The sequence below is a fragment of the Carnobacterium pleistocenium FTR1 genome, from assembly GCF_000744285.1.
GTDB lineage: Bacteria > Bacillota > Bacilli > Lactobacillales > Carnobacteriaceae > Carnobacterium_B > Carnobacterium_B pleistocenium.
The window spans coordinates 363755-389750 of the sequence record NZ_JQLQ01000002.1 but is presented as its reverse complement, the minus strand read 5'-3'; the positions used below and the strand labels follow the sequence as shown (position 1 = coordinate 389750).

Sequence of the window (25996 nt, the reverse complement as noted above, 5' to 3'; positions counted from 1 at the left end):
GTATACTTTATTTCCCCTTTTGATCAAGCCTTTACAGGGACTGCAGCTGGTTCTTTATCAGGCTGCATATTTTTACGGTTGAAGCGAATCAAACGCATAGCATTTAAAATAACGATCAATACGCTGGCCTCATGAATGAACATACCTGAAGCTAAATGAACACTTCCCATTAAAACTCCTGTTAGTAAGATAACCACAACACCGACTGCAATAAAGATATTTTGCTTCATATTTCTAGTCGTTACTTTAGCCAATGAGTAGGCATGAGAGAATTGCATTAATTTGTCTGCCATTAAAACAACATCTGCTGTTTCCATTGAGATATCTGTTCCACCTTCACCCATTGCTAAACCAATATCAGCTGTTGCAATTGCAGGGGCATCATTGATTCCATCTCCTGCCATAGCAACGATGTGACCCGAACTTTTCAATTTTTTCACGTATTCTACTTTATCTTCTGGCAATAATTCAGCATGAAATTCATCTAATCCAAGTTCAGTAGCGACTGCTTCAGCAGTATGTTTATTGTCACCAGTCAACATAACGATTTTTTTGATGCCGTTTCCTCTCATTTGAGTTAAGGCTCTTTTAGCGTCGTCACGAATCTGATCAGCAATGGAAATGATGCCATCAATATTTCCGTCAACAGCGATGAAGATAGCGGAGTTTCCGGCTTTTTCACGCGTCACTGCATAATGTTCAGCAGCAGATGATAATAAGATATTTTCGTTTTTCATTAATTTACGGTTTCCAGCAACAATTTTATGGTTGTTCACATTAGCCTTGATTCCGTTTCCTTTGATTGCTTCTCCATCAGATAATTCCATTGAAGCAAGATCCATATCACGGTTTTGGGCTGCTTTTACTATTGTTTGTCCTAAATGGTGTTCAGAAATCGTTTCTGCTTTAGCAACAAGTCCCAATAAAGTATCTTTATCAGCTTTGTTAAATACATGAATATCAGTTACTTCTGGTTTTCCTTTTGTTAAGGTCCCCGTTTTATCAAAAACTAATGTATCTACTTTAGAGAATTTATCCATGATTTCTCCACCTTTGATCAGAACACCGTTCTTCGCACCATTTCCAATACCTGCAACATTTGAAACTGGAGCTCCAATGACTAAAGCGCCTGGACATGCGATTACTAAGAAAGTGATGGCTAAATGCAGATCTCTGGTAAAGAGATACACAATAATCGATAGAATAACTACAGCTGGTGTGTAGATGTTAGCAAATTTATCCAAAAATTTCTCTGCTTTAGATTTTGATTCTTGCGCTTCTTCAACAAGTTCAATAATTTTAGCAAATGTCGTATCGTCACCAACTCTTTCAGCGATCATTTCGATGTAGCCATTGTCTAAAATCGTTCCACTGAATACTTTATCATTGGTAGCCTTTGAAGCTGGAACGGATTCACCAGTAATAGCTGCTTCATTAATAGAAGCCTTACCGGTAACGATTTTACCGTCAACAGGGATTTTTCCACCTGGATGAATGACCACACGGTCGCCTTCTTTAACGTCTTCAACTGGAATGATCTCTGTTTTACCATCAGCTCGCAAAACGGTAGCTTCTTGAGGTGCCATATCTACCAATTCTCTTAGTGATGAACGTGTTTTTTCTAATGTTCTCATTTCTAGATAATCTCCAAATAAGAACAAGAATGTTACAACAGATGATTCTGTGTATTCTCCGATGTATAAAGCACCTAAAACAGCGATACTAACTAACAGATCAATACTGAAAGCTTTCATCCGTAAAGCTTGAATAGCTTTAATAAAAATAGGAATACTGGCAATAATGGTTGCGCTAATTAAGGCAATATCCTTTAGTTCTCCGCTTCCTATAAACCCGGAAATGAATCCACTAATGATTAAAATACCTGCTAGAGCAGTAATGTGATTTTTATGGTGATTGATATGTGCAATCATTTTTCTTCCTCCTTATTTTTTCATGCAGTTTCTTTTGAATAGACAGAATAACCTGCCTGTAAAATGGCTTCTTCAATTTGTTGGATCGTTACTTTTTTGTTATCGAATGTTGTACGTATCTTCCCAAGTTGAGGAAAGACTTTTACAGACTCGATTCCATTTAATTCATTGACCTGATTTTCTATTTTCTTTGCACAGCCGGTACAATCGAGCGTGTCAATTTGAAATAAGATTTTAGTCATATAACTTTCTCCTTCCTTTCCTTGTTTCTTTGTATCTTTAGATTACCGCTCAAGAAGCGATTAAAAATTGACTAAGGTCAAGAATGGCTAAACTATTTTATTTTTGTTGGATAAAAGAAAGATTCAAACTCTTAAAGATCAGAATTTTTTCTTACGTTAGTTTTGTTTAGATGCCAACACTGGATAACCCAATTTTTGCATGGTCTCTTGAATTTTTTCAACTTTGATTTTAGATTCGTCAAATTCTGTTTTTACTTTGCTAGAGTTGAACATCACTTTAGCAGATTCAATACCGTCAGTTTTATTTAAGGTCGTCTCGATTTTTTTGATACATGACGGGCAAGTTAACGGTTCTAATTGATATACAGCTTTACTCATACTTGTTCTCCTCCTGTCCTTTGTTATCTTTAGTATAGGTAGTCCTGCTAATTAAAAAATTGATTGGAATCAATTTTTATAAAAACAGACCACAAAAAAAGAAGCAGCTAAATCAATCAGCTGCTTCTTTGGATAATTCAGTTTAATGGATTTATCATTTTTAGTGTGGCTAGAAATGCTTAGACCTGAATCATTCCAAAACAAATCTTTTTTAAAATACCACATTATTTGTTAAACAACCCATTTAATTCACTTATAGGTCGCCAGTTTTCTGTTGAAAAGTCTGCAATTGATACATATCATAGTACTTCCCTTGTTTATCGATCAATTCATCATGGCTACCTTGTTCAGCAATTTCACCATCATGCAATACTATAATCTTATCTGCATCTTTAATAGTAGACAATCGATGAGCGATAATCAAAGAAGTCCGATTTTTACGCATATTTGCTAAGCCTCTTTGGATTTTTTCTTCCGTTTCTGTATCAATATTAGCTGTTGCTTCATCAAGGATCAAAATGCGTGGTGACCGTAGGATCGTTCTAGCAAAACTGATCAGCTGCTTTTCTCCAGCAGATAAGCTTGCTCCTCGTTCAATAACTCTTGATGCATAACCATTCTTCATTTCAGATATGAACTCATCCGCATAAACAAATTCAGCCGCTTTCTTAACTTCTGCTTCTGTATAAGAAGCATTGTACATACGAATATTATCTGCAATCGTGCCATAGAATAAGAAACTATCCTGCAATACTAATCCCATTTCCTTTCGAAGTCCTTCTATCGGCATATCTTTCAAAGAATGACCATCAATAATGATTTCTCCTTCATTGTATTCATAAAAGCGCATCAATACATTGATGATCGAACTTTTTCCTGATCCAGTTTGTCCAACAAAGGCAACTGTTTGACCTGGTTTTACTTCAAAATTGATATTGCGCAATACTTGTTTCTTACCATCATATGAAAAATTCAGATTTTTCACTTGAATATGGCCTTCTGTAATCGCACCATTTTCTTCTAATGTAGATTGCGGTGCAAGCTCTTTGTTTTTCAACAACTCTTGAATGCGGTGTCCCGAAACAATCCCATCTTGTAAAGAACTTAAACTGTTCATCATTTGACTAATGGGTTGAAAGAACGAACGAGAATAAGCTGTAAACGCATATACTAAACCAATATCGACAGCACTTTGGTTCCATTCTTGATAACCAAATATAAGCAACACGGCTACTAGAGCGATTGATTCAATTACATTAATAGCTGGTGCTAGTAACAACGCGTTCATGCTGTACATTGAACGCCGAGAAGCTACATACTCTTTGTTGATATTACTGAACTCATTAATTAAACGCTCTTCTTGATTGTATTTCTGGATAATGCTCATCCCACTAATAGATTCACTTAAACTAGCATTCAATTGACCCAATACTGTTCTCATACGACTATAAACAAGGGTACTTTTCTTGCGGTAGATTCCTGCGATCCATACAATAAAAGGTATGAAGAAAAGAAATACTAATGCCATTCGCCAATTTAAAGCAAACATAGCAATCGTGATCGAAATAACATTAAATAGTCCATTAGAAATATTCAAAAAAACTGTCCAAAAATCTTTGATCGTTTCTGTATCATTAGTTACTCTAGAAACAACTGTACCTGCGGGTGTTTGGTCAAAATACCTCATTCCCAGTGAGACAACTTTTTCGTACAATTGATTTCGAATATTGGCTACCGTTCTTTCAGAAGCTGTGTTAAATAAAAAATCTTTTGCATAAGAAGATACCGCTCTAAGGATAGTCAACACTCCGTAAAAAATGACTATACGTACTGTGATTTCCATTGTTGCTGTTCCATTTGTTAAATACGTGTCAATGTAACGCTGAATGATGATGGGTAAATAGGCAGTAATTGCTGCACTTAATGCCAGAAACAGAAAAGAAAAGATGAAAATAAATTTATTTGGTTTTGCAAAACGAATCAGACTAAGTAAAACATGTCTCGATTCTTTAGCGGAAAAGGTTGTTTGTTTTTGTGTGGCCATTAAACTCCCTCCCCATCTAATTTTTTCTCAAGTTGTTGCTTGTGGTACATATCGTTGTACCAGCCTTTTGATTCGATTAATTGTTGATGAGAACCCCGTTCACTGATGCTTCCTTTTTCCATTACGATGATTTCATCTGCATTCATGATTGAGCTGATGCGATGCGCAGAAATAATCGTTGTTTTGTTACGTCTTTCTTGTTTCAATAAATGTAAAATCGTTTCTTCTGTCTGAGCATCTACTGCTGAGAGAGAGTCATCTAAAATCAAGCATTCCGGTTCTACAGCTAAAGCTCGAGCAATAGCGATCCGTTGTTTTTGTCCACCAGATAAAGAGACGCCTCGTTCGCCAACTTTTGTATCGTACCCTTCAGGAAATTCTAGAATATCTTCATGAATGTTAGCTAATATGGCATATTTTTCAACTGCTGCTTGAGATAAATTCGGATTCCCAAATCGGATATTTTCTCGAATTGTTGTTGAGAATAAAAAGTTTTCTTGCGGAACAATTGCTATGCCATTTTTCAAAGATTCTAATGCGTATTTTTTTATATCAATATCATCGTATGCGATTCTTCCATCATACTCATCATACTCCCGCATCAAAAGTTTATATATCGTGCTTTTTCCAGAACCCGTTCTTCCAACAACACCTAACATATTCCCTTTTTTTAGATGAAAAGAAACATTGGTTAAAACTGGATTTGCATCATCCGGAAAGGTAAAGGAATGCAGGTCAAAATTGATATCACCCGCTAATTCTTTACGGTAAGGATTTTTTATTTCTACAATAGAAGGCTCATAATTCAGTAGAATGTCTACTCTATCATAAGCTGCACTTCCTCGTTCCAAAGTATTGATCAAGCCTCCTACAGCTAACAGTGGCCATTGCATCATGCCGATATAGCTAATAAACGCTACTAAATCCCCAATAGAGATTCGTCCACTTTGAACATAGTTACCACCCACAAGTATAGCAATCACATAAGTCATTCCCATAATGATTTCTATGCTTGGGTTTAAGGCCGCTTTTAATTTATAAACAAGTTGATTTTTATTTACAACATGCTGTGTGTCTTTTTTAAATGCCGTAAAATCTTCTGCTTCTTCACCAAGTGTTTTTAAAACTTTCATACCTGTTACACTTTCTTGCACATGATCATTCATGGCAGAAAAAGCTTGTAATGCACCACGATAGCGTGCATGGATCAGTTTACCTAAATACGTTGAAACAAAAATCAAGATAGGCAATGGCAAAATAGACACAAGTGTCAGTTTCCAATCAATGAAAAAGAACATTGAAAAAAGTGTCACCCCACCTAACGACAAGGCATCTGTTAACGTTAAAACGCCATCAGCTGCAACAAACCGAATGGCTGCCAAATCATTTGTGGCATGGGCCATTAGATCTCCTGTACGGTATTTATGATAAAATTCAGAATCCATTCGTGTGAAAAATGAGAATAAACGGTTACGCAAAATAGATTCAATCAGCGTAGAATTTCCAAATAATGCTATTCTCCATCCATAACGTAGTCCATACATTACTAGTGAAAAGATTAGGATCAAAGAGACCCAAAAAAGCAAAATTTGCCAGTTTAATGTTCCAGCGATGAAATGATCAATAATGGTACCGATGATTTTTGGATTCATAACTTGTAAAATAGCACAAATAATTAAAGCGGTAACTCCAAGAGTATAACTTTTCCAACGTAATTTAAAAAACCAGCCATACTTTTTAAATGTATTAAACATTATTTCATTCCTTTCATTTTGTATTCCATCATACCCTATGTCGGAATACATCCACATACATAAAAAAACAAATAGAAAGAAAACTTCCTATTTGTTCCTAATAGTAGTTGTTTTTATTGTGCTATTTTTCTAAATCTATCATTTTCACACTAAAGTAATACCTCATCACTTTAATGTGAAATGTTATACTATCAATCTTCTCTTAACTTATCTATCCTTAATATAGACCATATTCTATCTATGTGCAACTAAAAAAAACTACATTTGAAAATTTTAATTTTTAAAGGCAATTTATAATAAAACAAAGCAAATAATTCACTACTGAACATAAAAAAATTTATATAACTTATCCTATTAAATTCATGCTATAAGAATGTTATTTTAATATTAGCTGCTTCCAATTTTCTGAATTAGTTAGAGAATGGTTTAAAGGTTAATTTGTAATCCTCTGTTAATAAAAGTGCAGCTGAAAAAGTTTGTCCAGTTTTTTTCTTAAACCCCTTTAACAACTGCGTTTCTTTTGTTATTAAGAGTTTTTTGATTGTTGCTTCAGATAATAATTTTCCAATATATCGTTTTGGCAACGTGAACTTACATCCGTTACTGTAGCCGCTGCAGCCATAAAATTTCCCTTTATCTACTATTGTTTGCCCACATATAGGGCACTTTCCAATCACCTGCTTGGTTTGATTCGGACTACTGGCATGCGTAGACCAATCTGTGCTCTCAATAACTTGAGTACTAGATTCTAACGTATGATGAATAAATTTTTGAATATTGTCTAAAAATGCTTGTTGCGTACCTTCTTCTTTTTTTATTTTCTTCAAATAAGTCTCCCATTTAGCGGTCATTTCAGGACTACTTAATAAGGTATCTCCTACTGCTTGGCACAATATCGTTCCTTTTTGAGTAACGGTCACATTATTTTTTTGAATTTCAATATACTGTTGTTTTTTAAGCGTCTCAAGAACATTGGCTCTAGTTGCCTCTGTTCCGATCCCTTCTGTTGCATTTAAAATTTCTTTTTCTTCTGCGTTTTCCATTTCTTTGCCACATGTTTTCATAGCTGTGATCAAAGTACCTTCTGTGTAAGCTTTCGGCGGTGAAGTGGATCCTTCTGAAGTAGAAAGAACCGCTTCAACTGTTTCATTTTTTTGTACTAAAGGCAGCTCTGTCCTTTCTTCTTTTTCCGGCTTCTTGCTCCCTGAATACTCCAGATTCCGCCACCCTTTGTCTAAAATAGTCTTTCCTTTGCTTATAAAAGATAATTCTTTAATATCCACCGTAATCGTTGTTTCGTCATACTTATAATCTGCTTCAAACATAGCCATCGTCCGCTTTAAAATGGTGAAATAAATTTCTTTTTGAATAGATGTCAGCTTACCTAAATCTTTTTGCGTAGGTATCTTTTTTGTTGGGATAATGGCGTAATGCTCTTGAACTTTTGAACCATCCACATATCGTTTTCGCTTACTTGTATTAGGCTGTTCAATAGTATAATTCAACACACTTTGATACTTGTCGATTCTTTCTAGCAAGTAACGGAACTCTGAATCAGTAATGTGTCGACAGTCACTTCGAGGATAACTCACTAATTTAGCTTCATAAAGCGATTGGACGTGTTTCAATGTATCTGCTGGGCTCACTTTATATTTCTTGTTTACAAGGCTTTGTAAATCACTTAAAGAAAATAAAGGCAGTGAGGGCTGTGAGATCCGTTTCGTTTCAACAGCCTTAATAACTCCAGGGTTACTAGCTAATAAGTGATGTTTTTTGATCAAATCCTGTAATTCTTTTTTTGTCGGAAATTTTTTATTGTACTTGGCTTTAAATACACCATTTTCGGCTGTCACTGTTGCCTGCATCTCAAAAAATGGTTTTGGAATAAAGTTTTCAATTTCATTTTGACGTGTATAAATCATGTAAAGGGTCGGGGTTTGGACACGTCCTACACTGAATACCCCTTCATTGATTCCTTTTTTTTGCAAAGACAGTGTGTACATACGAGACAAATTGATTCCCACCAACCAGTCACTGATTTGTCTTGTTTGAGCTTCAACATAAGAAGAATAGAATTCTTTTCCATCTCTTAAATTAGAGAACCCTTTTTGTATTTCATCTGCTTCGAGTGAATTGATCCATAAACGTTTGATTTCTTTGTTACTTGCTTTTGCTTGATTGATAATTGAACGTGCGATGCTTTCCCCTTCGCGGTCGCTATCAGTCGCAATCACGATTCGATCCGCTTCCTTCAACAATTTTTTCACTACATTAAATTGTTTTGCTTTCCCTTGTCCTACTTTAAATTTAAAGTTCTGCGGAATGATCGGTAATTCTTTTATACTCCATTTTTTCCATTCATCTTTGTACTCTTCTGGAGAAGCCAATTCAATCAAATGTCCGAATCCCCAAGTGATGATATCATTAGAGGGATTTAAAATAATGTACCCATCTTTTTTTGAGAATTTCCCGAAAGATTCAGCATACGCTTGCGCTTGAGAAGGTTTCTCTGCTAAAATAACCAGCTTCATATTTATCACTTCCCTTAATTCTCTATTTATTCTATAGATAGTTTTTATAAATGATATCTCATTCTAGTAACTATTTTACCATCTCGACACACTGTTTTTCTAGTACCAGTATTTCCCACTAATAACGGCTACATAAAAAGCAATCTCTTCTTTTTCCAACAAAATCTATGATCATTTTGATAAGCTCTGCCTGTTATTTTTTTGACAAATTCCTGCATTCTTTCATTGTTTTAAGTAATTAAACTATACGCGTAATGCGCTAGTTTGATTCACCAAAGTTGATCATATTTCATAATAATAGAAATCGATTTAATTGTTCAAACCTTTGTTGGCACATCCAACTGATATTTTTTTAAAAACTTTATGTCTTTTGAAAATAAATGGGTATGCTGAATTTTCTTTTTTTCATCAACAGCTTTCTTTTATCTTTTTATACCAAAAACAGCTCTCCTTTTCTTCCTAACTAATTGAACGATGCCTCACAGTCAGTTATACACGATCGTACCAATAAATTAGATAATTCATAAGTGAACAGCAAAAAATACAACCGACAATCAACTAATGATTATCTGTTGTACTTTTTCAATTTTCTAGATAAGTAATCCCTTTTTGAACAGGTACTTTTGTACCGTCAAATTGTTCCTCAATATAATCTTGTACTTCTTCACTATGGTACAGGTCTCCTAACTTCAAGATGTCATCATTGTCGGCATTCTCATTTTGAGTAACCAAAATATTAATGTTATCTTTTGTTTCATCATTGACCTCTTCATGGAATAGTGAATCCTTCAAGACATTCAATCCACTCTCCATCGCAATAGTATTTCCTATTAAAACCAGATCTACATCTTGCAAAATCCGTGGACCGGTCGTATCATCAATTTCAACGAATGTTAAATCTTTAGGGTTATTAATAATATCACTTGTTGTTCCTAGTGCGTCAAAATTGTCAGGTAGTGTAATTAGCCCTGCTGCTTCGAGCAATAACAAACCTCTTGAAGCGTTGGACGGGTTGTTAGCGATTGCTACAACCGATCCCTCGGTAACATCTTCCATAGAATCAAATTTATCTGAATAAATTCCCATTGGTTCTAAGTAAGTTGTTGCAAAAGCGGTTAAGTCTGATTTGCTTTCTTTATTAAATGAATTCAGATAAGCCCATGATTGAAAAGCATTAACATCCACTTCGCCTTCGTCTGTGGCGATGTTTAATTGCGGACCACCTATTATTTCTTCAACTTCTAAGGTAACTCCTGCTTCTTTTGCAGCATCAGATTGAGCAATGAATTTCCAAACCTGAAAATCTGATGCTTGTGCTCCGACAACTATTGATTGTATTTCATTTGAACCATCCTTTTTCGAAGAAGCGGTTTCCGAAGATCCTTCAATTGAACTGCAAGCAGCCAATAAGAGAGATGTTATGGTTAAAATGGATGATAGAATAATTCGCTTTTTTCTATGCCTAACTTTTTTTATTTGAACAATACTGCAGCCCCTCCTAATGTTTTTTCCAATTTTGTCTTATTTTAATTTCCCCAAACTTCTTGAGCAACTTCTAGCACCAATTTCACTTTGCTCCATTGCTCTTCTTCTGTTAAATGATTCCCCTCTTCCGTTGAAGCAAAACCGCATTGAGTACTTAAACACAGCTGATTTAAAGAAATGTATTTTGTAGCTTCTTGAATCCGCGCTTTAATGTTTTCTTTCGTTTCTAACTTACCTGATTTAGAGGTTACTAACCCTAAAACAATTTGGGCATCACCTGTATAAAAACGTAATGGTTCAAATCCACCAGAGCGTGCAGTATCGTATTCCAAGAAATATCCGTCATAATTTGTTTGGCCAAACAATTCTTTGGCCACTGGTTCGTAAGCCCCACTCCCAGCATAAGTAGAAGCATAATTCCCACGACAAATGTGTGTTGTAATGACCAAATCAGCTGGTTTATCTTTTAAAATAGCTTGTACATTTTTTGCGGATAATTCTTTCAAGTATGTTAATTCTTGTTCAGAAATATCTTCTACCACGTTGTCGTAACACAATACACCCCAGAAACAATCGTCAATTTGTAAATACCGACAGCCTAAACGATAAAATTCTTGGATTGTTTCGCGATAGGCTTGCTGGATATCTTCACAAAATGCTTCTACAGTTGGGTAGATGCTTTCATCACGAATCCCTTGGTGCAATAGTTGATTGGGACTAGGAATAGTTGCCTTAGGTAGTGCTCTATCTCCTACAGTTCTTTTTAAATAAACAAAATGTTCAAAAAAAGGATGATTTGGATTAAAGGCAACTTTTCCCACATTTCGGACATCATATTTTTCTGTTTCAACTCCTTCAAAGAAATAACCATGCTCTGGTACATACCCTTCAATTCCTGTTAATCCTTCTAGAAAATCTAAATGCCACCAGCGTCTGCGGAACTCACCATCAGTTATTGCTTTGAGTCCCACTTCTACTTGTTTATCAACTAACTTATTGATTTCTTTATCTTCCACTTTACGTAAGTCTTCTGAAGTAATATTGCCGGCTGTAAAAGCTTGACGGGCATTTTTCAATGCTTTGGGACGTAAGAAACTCCCTACTTGATCTCCTCTAAATGGTGCAGTTGTCCTGATTGATTCTTCTATCGTTACAGTCATTTTTCCTCCCTCTTTCTATTTAGTATTTATAAACAAATAAAAAATCCGCCCTCACACAAAAGAAAACTCTTTTGTGCAAGGACGGAATCATTGATTTCGTGTTACCACCTTGTTTTATGAAAACCTCACAGTTTCCACCTTTTCCAGTACTAAAGCAAAACTCTACTTGTCATACTGTAGCACTATAACGGGTGCACCCGTAACAATCTAAAATTCTGTAACAAATTCTCCAGAACACTTAATTGCTCCACTCAAAGACCATTTTCCATTCAGCTTTCTCTTCCCTTTTTCAGCTACCAGGGTTCTCTGTACAGATTCCACTTAAATGTACTTTTCTTATCGCTGCGTTTCATTAGATTCAAATGATTTTATAACCAAAATTTAATTTAACTAAATATATCATTTCTTATTTATCTTGTCAACACGTTTTTTAACTATTTTCTCAAACACCATTTCAACTCTTTTACTATTCATAACGCTAGGTCCAAGAGGTTACTAACGCTCCCTTTTCCCCTTCAAGTGGGTCTTTCGCTGGAATGTTAACCGTAGCGATGGTTTGTTTGATACTCTCGTAATGTTCCGTTCCACCTTTTTGTATATCCGGCTCAAGCCCATCAGGATAAGCACCTACTATTTTAAAATCGTTGCTGGCATCGATTCTTTTATGGGCTACACCTGCAGGAAGAAGCAACACATCTCCTTTGGCAAAAGAATACTTTTGTGCATCAGGACCGCCAAGCTGCACAGTCGCTTCGCCAGTAATACAGGCCAACACTTCATGGGTATTGGAATGAAAATGATGATACGAAAAAATACCGTTCGTCCAGCCATTTGAATAACCATTTTTCTCAAATAAAGCCAGTACACGCTGTGCTGCTTCAGGTCCATCCAATAAATTAACCACTGCTTTTGGGTAGTAGAGAATAGGCAGTGAATTATTAGGAAATGGCTTAGTTTCTTTGGTATACATCACCTCTACCATAACATTCCTTCCTTTCCGTTCTTGCTAATCAAAAAGCTCAGTCAAATTCTTCATATTCATTCGGGTGTTGTCCTTCTACTCTGCCGTCTTCCCCTTTATCTAAAGCATCAATTCTTTGACAATCTTCTTCAGTTAACTCAAAATCAAAGACATCAAGATTGGCTTTTTGATGGCTAAAAGACGATGCTTTTACAATTGGCATGACATTATTTTGTAAGTTCCACCGGATAATAATTTGAGCAGGTTCTTTGCCGTACTTTTCAGCAATTGCTACAATAGTTTCATTTTCCAAGACATCATTAATTTCGCGGCCAAATGGACTCCATGCTTCTGTCAAAATTCCCAACTCATTATTAGCCTTAACTAACTCCTTATTATTAAAATAAGGATGGCGTTCAATTTGATTTGTAGCAGGATTTACCCCTGTCTTTTCAATGATCCGTTCAAGGTGTTCAGGTAAAAAATTCGATACACCAATCGTTTTTATCAATCCAAATTTTTGTGCATCCACTAATGCTTGCCAAGCTTCTTCATATTTACCTTGTTTAGGCAACGGCCAGTGAATCAAATATTTATCAAAGAAATCAATACCAATACGATACAAAGATTCTTGAATCATTTTGATTGCTTTATCGTATCCATGCGCTTTTCCTGGTAGTTTTGAATTGATCATTATTTCTTCACGCGGAACAGAGGAACGTCGGATTGCTTCTCCTACCATTCCTTCGTTCATATAATTAGTTGAAGTATCAATCAGTCGATAACCCGCATCAATTGCTGTGAGAACACTGTTTACTCCTTGGGCTCCTTGAATGTTTACCGTCCCAAATCCAATCGCCGGCAAACTCGTCCCATCGTTTAATTCAAATTTTTCTATTTTTGTCATTTTACTTTCATCCTTCCTTACCCACCATCTTTTATATCATCCAGTATAGCTGAACAAGAAAGGACTATCATCTAATACGACCTCAACCATTAAATTGTTGGTCACAATCAATGCGTGAATTGCTTTTTTGATTTAATGGTTTTGTTGGTATTTCTTACTCATATATTTGTCAAATTTTTTTACAATACAAACAAGCTTTTATATTTTCAAGTTATTAATGGAATAGCATTGATTTTAGAGTAAGTGAACTACAAATTAATGCAAGAAGAAACAATCCATTTGATTAAACAAGGCAGTCAAATCCTTTAACTGATTAAAACCTACTGGAACTATTTGTAATATTAGGGTTTTAGGGTAAAAGAGATTTCAAAAAGATATAAGAACTACAGAAAGCTTAAAATTACTGACAACTCATTTTAAAAGACTCAATCGACTTGAACTTTAAAGAATACCATTATCATGGTTTATTAAAAAACACTTGGTAGACACAAAGATTATCAACTAACTACTTAAGCTTGATGAGAAGATTTAATCACCAAATGCATTACTTTTTAGTATCAAAATCCCCAAAATTTCAGATGTCATATCTTAATTAGTTTTAAAATAAAAAAAGTAGCGTAAGAAAATTAACTTACGCTACCTAAATAAAACTTTTTTAACTAAATTTAGCTTATCCATAACATTTGACGTAATTTACTTGCTCCTATTGTTTCGTCAAATCAGTCTAAACTTTACTTTTTTCTAATCCTTGTCGATAAAATTCTACCATATCTTCTTTAGGAACCATACTTCCTCCTGTAGCCCATGCAATATGTGTTGATTGATTCATTTTTTCAGTCAATCCTTTTTCTGTTAAATAACGTTTTCCTTCTAGTGTACCGAATAAACGAGCTACTCCTGGTACACCAGCTAAAGCTGCTGGTTCTAAGTAAATCTTTTCTTTATCAATCATGGCCGTCAAGAAATGTTGTGCTTCTTTTTCTTGTAATGTGAAACCACCATCAAAGAAGTTTTTCATCAGTTTTGAAACAAAACCTGATGTTCTCGGAACTGCTAATCCATCCATTCCTGTTTTACCATCAATATCAAAATCATTTATCGATACTCCGTCATACTCATCGGTAATTAATCCTAGCATCATTGAAGGCATATGTGCTGGCTCTGAAAAGAAACAATGAACATTGTCACCGTAAACTTGTTTTAATCCGAATGTGATTCCGCCTGGGCTGCCACCAATTCCACATGGCAAGTAAACAAACAATGGATGGTCTTTATCGACTTGTATTTTTTGTTCATCTAATTGTTTTTTAAGTCGACTTCCAGCTACTGTATAGCCTAAAAATAAATCCACGGAATGTTCATCATCAACAAAGTAACACAATGGATCTTGGTCTGATAGCATTCTTCCATTTTCTACTGCCTTTGTAAAATTTGTATTGTGTTCAACAACCGTTACACCATGGGATCTAAGTAACTCTTTTTTCCATTGCTTTGCTTCTACAGACATATGAACAGTGACTTCAAATCCTAATTTTGCTCCCATTACCCCTACACTGATTCCAAGATTCCCAGTTGTTCCTACCATAATTTTATGTTTAGCAAAAAAATTACGAAAATCACTGCTTGCGAAAACAACATAGTCTTCATCAATATTTTTTAACAAACCATTTTCTAACGCTAATGTCTCTGCATGTTTTAGTACTTCATAAATTGCTCCTCTTGCCTTGATCGTTCCTGCAATTGGTAATGTATCATCACGTTTTAATAATAGTTTCCCTTCAATAGTTGTATCATAATAGTTCTCCAGTTCTTCCTTGATTACTGGGATTGCCGATATTTTTGATTCAATAATACCTTTCGTTTTTTCGGTTTCTGGAAATGCCTTTTCAATATATGAAGCAAAACGGGTTAAACGGGCTTCAGCATCATCTACATCAGTTTTAGAAAGTTTCACTTTTTTTGAGGCCGGTACAAAATCACTTTTGAAACGATTAATCCAAAAAACATTTTTCATGTTCATGATATCTTTTAAAGCAGGAATCTCTTCTTTCCAATTTTTCAATGTTTTGCCTGCAATAACTTGTTCATTCATATTATTTCCTCCTAAAGTCACTTTAGTGGTATTTTTTACTATTTTCAAATTTTAGACCGACCATTATTTCTGATAAACCTTTTTGCCGTACCCATTTTTTATTAAAATATGAAATCTGATAATCAATGAAATGCTTCAATACCATTCATATAAGAAAAATGAGGATAGGTGGAACAAGATGGTAATTCTCGATAAGTATCTTGTGAAGGAAATCACGAATATATAACACGTGGTTTCTTCTCAGAAAAACCCATAGTCCCCTATACACAATACAATAGTCCTACATGAAAATCATAATAGCTGCAATACTTCTAGCTTCTGATCGAAATGAAGGACTTAATGCGGTAAAGTAAATAGGCAGCTTTTCGTATGCAATAATTTCATTAGAATAGAGCTTTTGCTTCTTTAAAGTTACCTGTTAAGTTGCCACTTCAACCGTTTTCTTTTTGGCCAAGCCATCGTCTGATCTAATTTCTTCAGCTGTTACGATCTTAGTATTTCTAAAGATATAAGATCCAAGGTAGCCGCCAGCTACACTTACGATAATAACTCCTAAAGCAGCGATCAATACCTTTCCTGCTGGATTGTATGCGAACATAACGGCAAAACCAGCAATTGGAGTAGCTGTACCTGGAGTATTATTTACCAATCCCATAAGGGCTACGATGATTCCACTTGCTGCTCCTCCAATAAAGTTTGTTCCATAAACAGGAAGAGGATTTGCAGAAATAATGTCTGCTTGAGTTAAGGGTTCTATAGCTACAGATATTGTATCTTTTTTACTTCCAAATTTTAATTTGCTAAATAGAATATAATTCATAAATGATGATCCAAACACTGCTAATGCTCCGATAGCCATTGGAACACCGGTTAAACCTAGCATTGCCGTCAACGCCATTGAACTTAAAGGAGCTGTTGCGACTACTGTAATAATTCCTCCTAAAATGATTCCCATCATTATGGGACTAGAGTTGGCAGTAGCAGTCAATATCTCACCAATTTGAAGTAGTGTAGCATCTACTAGAGGGGAACTGATTGCTCCAATCAGTCTAGCTAGAGGAGCAGCTACCACAATAATAACGATCAAATCTAATCCACCTGGTATCTTTTCTTCCATCTTCTTAATAACAAATGATATAAGATATCCAGCTATAAACCCAGGTAATATTCCCATACCCGATAAAGAAAGACCTACCAAAACAGCATATACCGGTGAAACCCCTAAAGCTAAAGGAACTAATATCGCTGCTGCTACTCCTCCCAGGCTTCCATTAGCTGCACCCACTTCTCCTAGAAACTTCAAATTCAGTACATTTCCAAAAAAAGCATAATGAAAGGCTTCTACTAAAAAACTTGCACAAGCTGCACTAGCTAACGCTCCCATTGCTTTCGATCCGTGTGGTGCTTTGTAATTGAATATCGTGAAAAAAGACAGTACCGCTAATAGTAAAACCGTTCCAATTAATATATCCATTATATTCCCTCATTTTTCGTTTTTAGTAAAACTACTTTTCTATATTATGAATTATTTTAAAACGGCAATAGCTTCAATTTCGATCATAGCATTCTTTGGGAGCTTCGAAACTTCAAAAGCAGTACGCGCTGGATAAGGTTCTTCAAAAAATTCTGCAAACAATCTATTTACTTCATCAAAATTTGACAAATTCTTCAATAGAACCGTTGTTTTAATAATATCTTCCATTTTCAAATTTTCTTTTTCTAAAATAGATTGAATATTCATTAGCGATCTTTTACATTGATCTGTAAAAGTATCTTCTAGCTCATTTGTTTCAGGATTTATAGGTAATTGCCCAGAAGTAAAAAGTAGGTTTCCTGCTTTTCGGTATGTAGAATAAGGACCAATAGCTTGTGGTACATTGTACATATATGTCACCTCCTCGTATTTATATTTTTACTATACCCCTAAAAGAAAACGGTGTCAATAATTTTTTATTATCATTTAAATAAATTATAATCATTATTAAAATATAAAGTTAAGATACACATTTTTTATCATTGTGGTATAATCTTTTTAACTTACTTCTATTAAAAAAAAGAGGGCTTGTAAAATGAAAAAAGAGATATTCGACCAATACGTGAATTTAGTTTATTTTTTAGGTAAAACATTAGGTACTAATTATGAAATTGTGTTTCATTTAATTGAAGAAGAACATTCTTATATTGCTGCAATTGCAAATAACTCTATCAGTGGAAGAACAAAAAATTCTCCGCTTACTGGTTTTGCCTTAGAACTTATGAAGAAAAAAGAATACTTGAAAAGTGACTACGTAACAAATTATAAAGCAAAATCAAGTGGGGTAAATCACATTCAAGGCTCTACTTTTTTTATCAAAGATGATTTAGGCAATTTGGACGGTATGCTTTGCATTAATACAGATTATACAAAGTACAAAGACATTGCTAACGACATTCTTCAGCTTATAAATATAAAAGATGATGACTCAGATAGTCAAAACAATGCAGTAAAACCAAATCAGTTATCTTCAAGTACTTCTCAGGAAAATGGCGATGAATTTGTAGAAGTCCTTTCCAGCAACATAAAAGATATTATTTTTGAGGTGATTGGTCCTGCTGTTTTGAATAAAAACTTTTTATTAAATCAGGATGCAAAAATCCATATCGTAGAACAGTTAGAAAAGAAAGGTATCTTCCAATTAAAAGGGGCGGTTTCACAGGTAGCAGAGGTTTTAAATGTATCAGAACCAAGTGTTTATCGTTATTTAAAAATCATTGCAAAAACAAATCAAGTTTAGATCGCTTTTAATGAATCCTCATTGGACAAATTACTTAACACAGTTAGTTTAGTTTTCAAAATAATTTTCCTCAAAAAAATAATCAAACAGGCTGGGTTCCTTAAGAAACTTGGCCTGTTTGATTATTTTTTATCTTTCTTACTTACTGATTCACATTCTAAGCCCTAAATATCAGAATCTAGAAATCAACTTGGCACTAAGCATCTGTTACGTTCTCATCGAAAAAAAGTTTTTTAAAATCCACTTTATTTTCAATGATTTGGGGACTAACTGCATGAACTTTTGCTGGGCTATTAATTCATCAATAGTTTTCTCATTTTTCTCTAGATAGGCTACGACTCTATCCAAAGAACTTTCATCTTTGTTTAAGCGCTCCATTTTCTTTTTCATATTTGGACCTGTGATCAAGGCGTGCTTATCATTCAATTGGTAAGTTTCTCCCACTTTTGCAATACTCTTGATAAGCAGCAACAATGCGATATTAAACCGAGTCCCTTTAAAGGTCACGATTCCTATATTCGCTTGATCATCTTCATACCAATAATTGCCTTCATCGTAAACTAATTCACTCTTCAAGTACTCAAGATCTTCTGTAATTTTTTCATTGTTTAAGTTTAAATAACTTTTATTTCTTAGCAGCATTTCCATATTTTCCCGCACTTCATTAGAAACAAATCCTGCACCGCTGATAAATTTAGGGGCTTTTCCTTCTTTTGTCCTTTCAACCATGATGCGCTTGGCTTTGATATCGATATCTTTCACATTCCATACCCTACCTGCCAGTAATATCTTACTTTCAATTTGGATGTCAGGTGTAAAGGGAAGGCTGCCGATACGTTCATGCTGGAAATGAACTGAGAAATCACTGGTTGTCAAAAACAGGGCATAGAATTCTCTGAATTTTAGCAGTTTCTCCCCTTCTAATCCCACAATTGCTTCTTCACCCATGATTTCAATGAACTCTTTTTCTACCATGTAATCAATCAATGTGGCTAGATCTGTGTCTGAAATTGCTGTCCATACTGGAAAAATCTTGTTCATTTGCATCAATTGTTTCATGGGTACACTTGTTTTTTGGAAAAGAATGGCCATTACTTGATGGGCTAATGCATTGTATGGCATCTCAATCATTTCAGTAGCATCCATTTCTTTTCTTTCCAACAAGTCTAGGGCTGAATAAGTCTGAAGCATTTCCCAAGGATCATCTTCCACAATATGCAAGATACTTTGGTGCGTTCTGCGACCACTACGTCCTAACCGTTGACTGAGAGATGAAGTGGAAGGCGGTGAGCCATACTGCACTACGCTATCAACTGATCCAATGTCTATCCCTAATTCTAAAGTTGAGGTACACGTAATTGTAAATAAATCTTTTTCATTGTTTTTAGCAAAAAATTCGACTTCTTCCCGCAATACCTTATCCACTGATGAGTGATGGGCAAAGTATTGTATAGGAAGATTATCATTTATTGCCATTTTTTCCAATTTATGGGTAATTTCTTCTACTTTATTCCTTGAGTTTGGAAATACTAACATCGTTTCGCTTTGGGAATACTGGTAAATAGCCGCTAAAGATTCCCTTGAAATAAAGGGTCCCATTTCGCCGCTGGTATAATCGATTGTAACGATCAGGTCATTTTTGTCAGCATCTAAGAGAATATCCGTATGTCGAGTGCTTCCAAAAGAAGCTTTCGCGTAACCGAAATCGATTTTACTTAAGGTCGCACTCATTGCAATGAACCTCGGATTCTGCATGAATTGACTGATGCGCTGAATCAAAGATTGAAGATGGATCCCTCGTTCTGTCCCTAGAAAACTGTGTAGTTCATCAATGATGATCCACTCTACGCCTTTAAATAAGTGCTCCGCTTCGCCCGGACGATTCACTAGCATGCCCTCAATGGATTCAGGCGTGATCAACAAAATACCTTTTGGCTGTCTCACTACCTTCTTTTTTTGTGATTGAGATGCTTCACCGTGCCACCTAGTAATCGGAACATCTAAATATTGGCATAGTTCATTAACACGCTGAAATTGATCATTTATCAAAGCCTTTAAGGGGGAGATATACAAAATTTTAAGTCCCGTGTCCCAATCTTCCACACTGTTTATCGCCGGAATAAAAGCCGCTTCTGTTTTCCCCGAGGCGGTTGGTGCAGATAAAATAAGATTGTGATTAGTTTGAGCAACTTGTTTGATCGATGCGCTTTGGATTCTGGTTAATTTTGACCAGCCTTGATCGTATATATAGTGTTGAATACCCATTTTCAAGCTATCAAATGCTTGCATCAATAAACCTCTATTTCATCATGGTCATCTGTGTCTTTCTCTACCAAGAAAGTCTTTCTGCCAAAGCGTTCAGCGAGGATCTGAGTGAAGGAATAATCTTGATTTTGACGTAATAAAGATAAAATTTCAATATAATCTTTAATTACCGCACGCGGAGTCAAAAAGGCCTCAGCTCCGGGGCGATTCAACTGTGCTTCCATGTATTCTTCAATTACGCGATCATTAACGACTAAACTCGTTTGATTAGCACTGTTGTAAACTTCTAATAGCTTTTTCAAAAGAATAAAAATTTCTTCCGGAGTTAATGGCTTCAAATCGATAACGGTACTATTGACATTGATATAGGTTTTATTTTTCAGTATTTCATTGCCAAATCGCGTTTTTAAAGCACCATAACTCGCTAACCCTCTTCGCTCATCGTATACGGTATTTTTCGTTGCGCCAAAATTAATGAATAAACCTTTTGCTTCATTTGTTTTTGTTTCATTGTACAAATTAAGAATCATCTCATAATTTTTTTCGCGAGTCAGCGATCGTGGCAATTTATACAAATTGACGGATTCATCAAAATTGATGACAAATCCTTTGTACCCAATTTTTAAAAATAATTCGGCCAAATTTTTTATAGCAATCAGATAATTTGAATCATTGATAACACTTTTTATGCCTAATTCTTTGGAAGCTTCTGTTTTAGTCGTAATATCCCCACGAATCCAACGAATAGCTTCAATTTGAAGAGAAACATTGTCTTCTGCAATTCCTTCAAAATATTTCATCAATGCTTGGCCAAATTCATAGGATAGGCCCGACGAATAAAATGAATGAGTTGTTTTCAAAATAATATTTTCTACTAATTTCCAATTAGACTTTTCTAATAACTCAGAGACAGCGAGCTTATTTTCTGTAGCAATCTGCTCGAGCAACCCTTGAATCCATTGCTGGACAATCGTTTCGATAGCATTCCCATTGCGGTTATTCTTAATCGTTATCTTATTGACGACTTCGTTATAAAGCGCCAAAGCTTTACCTGAAGAGTCATAAAAACGTCTTGTCGGAGTCAAATCAATTGTGGATACAACAAAATTCTTTTGCAACGCCAACGACTCGATTGTCCGTAAAACAAAACTTTTTCCAGAACCGAAATCCCCAACCCAAAAACGCAAATCACTCGTACCCTCTTCTAATTTTTGTAAAGTGGCAATAATTTCCTCAACTTCATTGCTTCTTCCTACCAAAACGTGTTGCACTCCTTTGATAGGCACAACGCCAGCTTCTAGGGAATCAATAATTGCTTGAGCATCCTTCTTTCTCACTTTCTTTTCAACCATCGATCCATTCCCTCATTTCTTCCATAAAATCCTCTTCAATTCTAACTTGCTGTTGCTGAATCTCCAGTACTTGATCATCAAATACTTCATATAAAATTTCATTCAACTCACTCAGATAGGCTTGATAAAGCTTACCTTTGCTAGCGGCTTGTTTCTTAAACTCAGCTAAAGACATTCCATTGTTTAACACTAAATGTTTAAAAAATGCCATTTGATCGACTGGTTGTTCTACCTCTTGTTCCTTTTCTGTTGTTAAAACAGAACTATCCACAGCCTTCATGGATTCCACCTGCTTCGCTATTTCTTGGTGAACCAGGTCGTTTGAAGCACTATCCAGCTTACCATCTTCTCCAGCCAAATAGTCGTCGACCATGTCAATGATCGTATACAGTGCCGAATTAGAAGCCGTAATCAATTCATTATTCAACTTAATTTTTCTTCGTATTGGCTGCATTAATTCTTTCAAAGTTATTAGTAGTTTTCCATAAGTTAATTCTTTATCAACCATTAACTTTTGATAGTCTTCCTGTCGCGTTACATGAATAAAACTATCACGTTGCTTTTTTATTTCTTTTGATAGTGGGAATGTTCTCATTTCCATTAAGAAAATGAACAGCCTGTGTTTATCCAAATCATTACTGGTCTTGATTACCTTAGTGGCTATTTTTTTCAAATCTGGGTCTTTGGCTATTTCTTCAAGCAACTCACTAACGATTTCTATTGGTTGGTCAACAATAAAATTTGCCGTTTCATTCCACGCTGTTTTATATACGGCTCTTAAACTTAATACAGTTGGGTAATCAAATTCTAAAACGGTTTTTTGATCTAAATAGTCTTGAATTTTTTGAATGGTTTCATTTGGCAAATATTTTTTTAAATTTTCCTGGCTCTCTTCAGCAGCTAACAGGCGAAATCCTTCGACTTCTTGCCGAATGCTGTTTTCAGCAAGAAGATAAAGATCTGCTGTTAGACGCTTGGTTTCATTCCAAATACGTGAATCATACAAAGGTAGTTGAAAATAGTCTCTGAAATAATTAGTGGGTTTTATTTTCCATCTAATTGTTTCATCTTCTAGATCCTCTAATATAATATGCAACAAATCTGTGTACTTATTTAAAGAGAATGTCATAAGCGCTGGTACTTCCGCAAACTTAGAAGCTCTTTTAGATAATTTATTGAAATAATTCATTTCAGTACTGTCAAATATCTGTTCATTTCGCAATTTTCCTACGGGGTCCCACCAGATAATTTTTGTGCCAAATGAGGTCAATCTAAATTGTACTCTCGTTTCTTCATTCGGAAAGGGAAGTTCTTCGCGATACTTATCCATTTCTTTTATAAGTAGGAAACGGATATTACCAGATAACATAGATTCCAGCATGTAAGAAATAAAATCAGCTGGCTCTTTATTCTCTTGTCTATAGAATGAGCAGACTAAACTTTTGGCAAAACGATAAACTTCATCAAAAATAGATTCACGGTAATAGGAGTATTCCGACTTCACACGTTTAATACTTTTGTGTTTCTTTTTCAATTCTACATCAATGAAATCACATATTTTATTAAAGAGCGCATCAATTTCATGTTCAACTTGTGGCGTAAATTCATTGTTCATTCGCATATAGGGCGTAATATAGTTGAGCCATTTTCGCTCTTCATCTTTTTTAGGCTGGCTTTTTCCTGCCATAAGATCTCTTGGATTGATAAATGACTCTTCCTTATCGATCAGTTCAATAATAGATATTTTTTGTTGTTCCGTTAATTGCTTTTTTTGAAGTAATTTGTTTAGAAATTCAAACATTTAAAGCCCTCCCTTCCAAGTTCTTAGCAGAATGTGTGTTCTCAGTATACGTCTATTGGTAGGTAGATTCAAGGACACAAATCTCATTTTCCAGGGAATACCTATTTTTATATTCATGTCGTAACAGGAAAATTGAAAGTGAGATTTTATAGGGCTAATACATCTATCATAAATCGAAAGAAAAGCTTAATATCATTATACCTTCAACGATACTTATGATATGATTATCATAAGTATCTATACTAGAAAATAAAAGCAGGAGGTAATTATGACCAAATTTATTATCACGACCGAAAGCGGTTCTGACTTGTCAGCAGAACTAATTGAGCGTTACAATATTCACGTTATTCCAATGCATGTAACGATGGGTTCTGAAACCTTCGACGATGGTAGCTTTGATGTTGAAGATATTTATCGTTTTTATGATCAAACAGGAACCTTACCTAAGACTGCTGGTTCTACTCCACAAGATAATAGTATTGTTTTTGAACGAATCTTTGCACAATATCCTGAAGCGCAGATTATTCACATTGCTTATTCAGCTGTGACAACTGTTTCTTATAATTCATGTAATATTGCAGCTCAAGACTTTAAAAACATTCATCTTGTAGATAGCAAGAATGTTTCAGGCGGATTAACAGCTGTGGTTGTAGCAACCGCAAAATTTATTGAAAACAATCCAACTAGTACTGCAGAAGAAATTGTAGCTTTTGTAGAGGACGTCCGCGAACGCACTCGTTTCGTTTTCCTGCCTCAGTCTCTTCTTTATCTTAAAGCTGGAGGACGTGTCTCGAATGCCGCTTTCCTTGGCGCTTCTCTTTTGAATCTCCATCCTACTATTGTACTTAAAGAAGGCTATTTGGTGGCTTCGAAAAAGTACCGTGGATCATTTGAACGCTGTTTAAAAAATGCCGTTAAAGATTTTATCAAGAACTATGAAATTGATCCAGATACGTTAATTATCGGTGGTACAAAAAGATTGAGTGAAGACCATAAACAAATTGCTGAATCCACGCTACAAGAAGCTGGTTACACTAATCCTTCTTATTTCTCAGCTGGTGCAGTTATCTCAAGTCATGGTGGGCCAGGAGCCTTCGGAATTATTGGGATCGAAAAAAGCTAGCATACAGAACTTTCTTTATATAAAAAGTAAACTACTTATAGTTGTTGAGGCATCCGGATCTCTTTTTAGAGATCCGGATGCCTCAACTTTTTTTGGGTTTATTTTTTGGATTGAAATCATTTTGCTCTTTGATTTGTTTTTTTCTTGACAACTCTTGAATAAAAATGTTAGATTATAAAACGTAACGATTACGATTTATAAAAATTGGAGGATGAAATAAATGAAAAAAAGGTTAAGTCAGTACATAGGACTGGTTGCAGTTAGTATTTTGTTAGTGGCATGTGGAAATGATGCTTCTTCAGATCAAGAATCAAAAAGTAGTGTGAATAATCAAGCTACGGAAAATTATGAAAATCAATCGATTAAAATAGAAGGTTTAGCTGAACATTACCATACAGGCGATCCTCTAGAATTAAGTGCAGCGCTAGAAGAAGAAACTGAGACAACTCAGTGGCAATGGTATGCAAGAGAAAGTCAAGAAAGCGAATGGAAAGTTGTTTCTGGTCAAAGAACTCAAAATTTCATTGGAGAAGCTACCACTAATGGATTAGAAATCAAAGCTACATTAGTTGATGATAATGACGAACCTTATGCCGAATCAGAACCTCTTCAAATTGTTATTGATGATCATCATGGTACTGATGAAGCGAGCAAACAAATATATGCAGGCTATTTTGAAGATACTCAAGTAGAAAATCGAGAATTAGCCGATTTTGTAGGAGATTGGCAATCTGTCTTTCCTTACCTTCAATCTGGTGATTTAGATGAGGTTTTTGAACACAAAGCAGCAGAAAGTGATGATATGACGGCTGAAGAATATAAAGACTATTATACTGTTGGATATGAAACAGCTGTTGATCAAGTTATTATCGAAGGCGACAAAGTGACATTTTACGAAGATGGAAAAGATTATTCAGGAACTTATGAGAATGACGGCTATGAAATTCTTAATTACGAAAAAGGAAATAGAGGTGTACGATTCGTCTTCAAATTGGTTGATGGTTCAAATGAAATGCCTGAATACATTCAATTCAGCGATCATAATATCTTCCCTAAAGAATCTTCTCATTATCATTTATTCTGGGGAAATAACAGAAATACCGTATTAGAAGAGATGGACAATTGGCCAACCTATTATTCTGCTGACTTAGATGCAACTGGACTCGTTCGAGATATGTTGGCTCACTAAGCTCCTT

The 25996-nt window shown here is 35.2% G+C and carries 19 protein-coding genes; 3 read left to right on the top strand and 16 right to left on the bottom strand.

Features of this window, described 5'->3' with window-relative positions; genetic code table 11:
• Positions 1-23: 23 nt before the first annotated feature.
• From BP17_RS02010 to BP17_RS01950, 13 genes are all read right to left on the bottom strand, one after another.
• Positions 24-1931, bottom strand: coding sequence for a heavy metal translocating P-type ATPase (locus BP17_RS02010; protein WP_035051242.1), 1908 nt, complete (start codon positions 1929-1931; stop codon positions 24-26).
• A 20-nt stretch (positions 1932-1951) separates the two neighbouring features.
• A complete protein-coding gene (locus tag BP17_RS02005; RefSeq protein ID WP_035051241.1) occupies positions 1952-2173 on the bottom strand; it encodes a heavy-metal-associated domain-containing protein in 222 nt (73 codons plus the stop codon).
• A 156-nt stretch (positions 2174-2329) separates the two neighbouring features.
• Positions 2330-2551 carry a heavy-metal-associated domain-containing protein gene (locus BP17_RS02000; RefSeq protein ID WP_035051239.1) on the bottom strand — a complete coding sequence of 74 codons (222 nt, stop codon included), beginning with the start codon at positions 2549-2551 and terminating at the stop codon, positions 2330-2332.
• A gap of 253 nt (positions 2552-2804) precedes the next feature.
• Positions 2805-4595 (bottom strand): ABC transporter ATP-binding protein, encoded by a 1791-nt coding sequence (locus BP17_RS01995; RefSeq protein WP_035051237.1) that lies wholly within the window; start codon positions 4593-4595, stop codon positions 2805-2807.
• Positions 4595-6349 carry an ABC transporter ATP-binding protein gene (locus BP17_RS01990; RefSeq protein WP_035051236.1) on the bottom strand — a complete coding sequence of 585 codons (1755 nt, stop codon included), beginning with the start codon at positions 6347-6349 and terminating at the stop codon, positions 4595-4597. Before BP17_RS01990 ends, BP17_RS01995 begins: the two co-directional genes overlap by 1 nt.
• 410 nt (positions 6350-6759) lie before the next feature.
• Positions 6760-8880, bottom strand: coding sequence for a type IA DNA topoisomerase (locus BP17_RS01985; RefSeq protein ID WP_035051234.1), 2121 nt, complete (start codon positions 8878-8880; stop codon positions 6760-6762).
• A gap of 582 nt (positions 8881-9462) precedes the next feature.
• Positions 9463-10287: a MetQ/NlpA family ABC transporter substrate-binding protein gene (locus BP17_RS01980; RefSeq protein WP_232219585.1), complete on the bottom strand. Its 825-nt coding sequence runs from the start codon at positions 10285-10287 to the stop codon at positions 9463-9465.
• Between the two features lie 119 nt (positions 10288-10406).
• Positions 10407-11525 (bottom strand): 5-methyltetrahydropteroyltriglutamate--homocysteine S-methyltransferase, encoded by a 1119-nt coding sequence (locus BP17_RS01975; protein WP_198022498.1) that lies wholly within the window; start codon positions 11523-11525, stop codon positions 10407-10409.
• 478 nt (positions 11526-12003) lie between these two features.
• Positions 12004-12507, bottom strand: coding sequence for a cupin domain-containing protein (locus BP17_RS01970; protein ID WP_035051231.1), 504 nt, complete (start codon positions 12505-12507; stop codon positions 12004-12006).
• Between the two features lie 37 nt (positions 12508-12544).
• Complete coding sequence (locus tag BP17_RS01965; RefSeq protein ID WP_035051230.1) at positions 12545-13393, bottom strand: aldo/keto reductase; 849 nt, start codon at positions 13391-13393, stop codon at positions 12545-12547.
• A 724-nt stretch (positions 13394-14117) separates the two neighbouring features.
• Positions 14118-15485, bottom strand: coding sequence for a D-serine ammonia-lyase (locus BP17_RS01960; RefSeq protein WP_035051229.1), 1368 nt, complete (start codon positions 15483-15485; stop codon positions 14118-14120).
• 418 nt (positions 15486-15903) lie between these two features.
• Positions 15904-16959 carry a PTS sugar transporter subunit IIC gene (locus BP17_RS01955; RefSeq protein WP_035051228.1) on the bottom strand — a complete coding sequence of 352 codons (1056 nt, stop codon included), beginning with the start codon at positions 16957-16959 and terminating at the stop codon, positions 15904-15906.
• Between the two features lie 51 nt (positions 16960-17010).
• The gene (locus BP17_RS01950; protein ID WP_035051227.1) at positions 17011-17370 is read right to left on the bottom strand and encodes a RidA family protein; all 360 of its coding nucleotides are present in this window, start codon (positions 17368-17370) and stop codon (positions 17011-17013) included.
• Between the two features lie 184 nt (positions 17371-17554).
• On the opposite strand from BP17_RS01950, the gene BP17_RS01945 reads away from it, so the two are divergent.
• The gene (locus BP17_RS01945) at positions 17555-18259 is read left to right on the top strand and encodes a helix-turn-helix transcriptional regulator (protein ID WP_035051225.1); all 705 of its coding nucleotides are present in this window, start codon (positions 17555-17557) and stop codon (positions 18257-18259) included.
• A gap of 207 nt (positions 18260-18466) precedes the next feature.
• Here the strand turns inward: BP17_RS01945 and BP17_RS01940 are convergent, their stop codons facing one another.
• The 3 genes from BP17_RS01940 to BP17_RS01930 are packed head-to-tail and all read right to left on the bottom strand — an operon-like array spanning position 18467 to position 23677.
• Positions 18467-20548, bottom strand: a complete 2082-nt coding sequence (locus BP17_RS01940) for a DEAD/DEAH box helicase (RefSeq protein WP_035051224.1) — start codon at positions 20546-20548, stop codon at positions 18467-18469.
• Positions 20548-21876 carry a BREX system ATP-binding domain-containing protein gene (locus BP17_RS01935; protein WP_035051223.1) on the bottom strand — a complete coding sequence of 443 codons (1329 nt, stop codon included), beginning with the start codon at positions 21874-21876 and terminating at the stop codon, positions 20548-20550. The genes BP17_RS01940 and BP17_RS01935 overlap by 1 nt, the downstream gene beginning before the upstream one ends.
• Entirely contained in the window at positions 21869-23677 is a 1809-nt protein-coding gene (locus BP17_RS01930) for a tellurite resistance TerB C-terminal domain-containing protein (RefSeq protein WP_035051222.1), read from the bottom strand. The genes BP17_RS01935 and BP17_RS01930 overlap by 8 nt, the downstream gene beginning before the upstream one ends.
• 268 nt (positions 23678-23945) lie before the next feature.
• Between BP17_RS01930 and BP17_RS01925 the strand changes: the two genes are divergently transcribed.
• Both BP17_RS01925 and BP17_RS01920 read left to right on the top strand, forming a co-directional pair.
• Positions 23946-24800 (top strand): DegV family protein, encoded by an 855-nt coding sequence (locus BP17_RS01925; RefSeq protein WP_035051221.1) that lies wholly within the window; start codon positions 23946-23948, stop codon positions 24798-24800.
• Positions 24801-25020: 220 nt separating this feature from the next.
• Positions 25021-25989: a metal-binding protein ZinT gene (locus tag BP17_RS01920; RefSeq protein ID WP_035051220.1), complete on the top strand. Its 969-nt coding sequence runs from the start codon at positions 25021-25023 to the stop codon at positions 25987-25989.
• The last annotated feature ends 7 nt before the right edge of the window (positions 25990-25996 follow it).